The 983-nt window shown below is 49.3% G+C and carries 1 protein-coding gene; it reads right to left on the bottom strand.

Annotated features, from left to right (window positions below):
• Positions 1-21 precede the first annotated feature (21 nt).
• A partial coding sequence (locus F2P44_RS34345) for a hypothetical protein (RefSeq protein ID WP_223165156.1) occupies positions 22-983 on the bottom strand: 962 nt, incomplete at its 5' end.

Genomic DNA, 983 nt, shown 5'->3' with positions numbered 1-983 from the left:
CTGCATGCCGTCAAGGGTGCGCTACGCCGGCACGCGCGCAGCGCGCGCCGCCCTTGACCGCACTCCGGGACGGTAGAACCTCACAGCATAGCCGATGTCAAGTTTCACCGGAAACGTCATAGGGCCTTCCCGGCTATGCGCCAATATGAACGGAAGCGAAGGGTGCAACTGGTTCCATTTGGTGTACACCTCGTAATTGAAACTAAAATCGTGCATTGCCAAAAGCGTCACTTTTTCGCGCAGTAACGGCGCAAGCGTGGGGTCGCTTTCAATTCCTGATATGGCTTTTTTCGCGAATCCGCAATAAGGCGAGCCAATAATAACGAGGTGCAATCCCTTCTGCAAGTCCACAAGGCGTCGTGTTAAGCCGTGTTTCTCCTGAAAAGTCCAAGCAGTTCGCCGCGCCGAAGCGCCTGTCAGGTCATTTGCCAAAATTATGTGTTGTAAAGAATTTGGGTTGTACTGCTCAATAAGCGAATTCGCTCTTTCAAATTCGCGAAGAGCGTAGTACGTTTGCAACAGTTGTTTATATTGGTCCGGCGTCGCCTGGCCTGTGTCGACTAACCTGGAAAATGTCTGTTCAAACAAGGGCAATTTGGACTTGTCCAATGTATAGAACATCACATACTGGGTCGCCGCGAAAAACGCCGCCAACTCGTCATCAGATATGGTCGACGCGCCGGTGGCGAAATTCTTTGTATACTCCGCGTCAATTAAATTGGCTTTTTCCGCAGTCGGTTTGCCGCTTGTTGAAACTGCATCGGTCATTGCAATAAAATCCTGTAGCCGCTGCGAAATGTCTATTTCTGCGGAGCATAGCGAATAAAATCCAGAAAGAAATAACCCGAAAAGTATCCCTGAATCCGTGTTCCAGCCCATGCAATAGTTGATCAAGTCATTGATTGCAAAGTAAAATATTGCATTTCCTGTTTTCACCCGACTGATCATGCCACGCTTTGAAGTCAAGCAATCGCGCAACCTGG

Origin of the sequence: Massilia frigida, from assembly GCF_011682175.1 — a bacterium.
Classification (GTDB): Bacteria; Pseudomonadota; Gammaproteobacteria; order Burkholderiales; family Burkholderiaceae_D; genus Telluria_A; species Telluria_A frigida.
The sequence above is the reverse complement of the archived record's forward strand: the minus strand, read 5'-3'. Positions and strand labels throughout refer to the sequence as shown.